At 52.9% G+C, this 357-nt stretch carries 1 protein-coding gene; it reads left to right on the top strand.

Features of this window, described 5'->3' with window-relative positions; translation table 11 throughout:
- Positions 1-61: 61 nt before the first annotated feature.
- The gene (locus F1735_RS38030) at positions 62-319 is read left to right on the top strand and encodes a M35 family metallo-endopeptidase (RefSeq protein WP_308628312.1); all 258 of its coding nucleotides are present in this window, start codon (positions 62-64) and stop codon (positions 317-319) included.
- Positions 320-357 lie beyond the last annotated feature (38 nt).

Genomic DNA, 357 nt, shown 5'->3' with positions numbered 1-357 from the left:
GAAACTGAACCCGATTCATCGTCGCCATAATCTTCTCCCGCCTGCGCCACCGCGCACGCATATGCAAGGTTGGACACGTAACGGCGACCAAAGTTCAGTTATGCTGAAGATCAGCGCTAATCACCTATATGTTTGCGGCGCTTTTTGGCGCGCGCCTGTGACTGGAACAGATTCCCAGGGCGGTACACTAGTGCATGAAATGAGCCACTTTACAGCGGTTGCGGGCACACGGGAGCCTCTTGCAAAACTAGCGGAACGGATGAAAATTGCTTGGCAGCGCAAGCGAAAAGGTGGGAGTGGGCGCCCATTTCTGGCATGATTTAGTTCTAACGCTTAATCAAAACGCCCACACCATGA

It is taken from the genome of Massilia genomosp. 1, from assembly GCF_011682185.1.
GTDB lineage: Bacteria > Pseudomonadota > Gammaproteobacteria > Burkholderiales > Burkholderiaceae_D > Telluria_A > Telluria_A rubra.
Note: the sequence above shows the minus strand (reverse complement) of the source record. Positions and strands in the feature narration are given on the sequence as shown.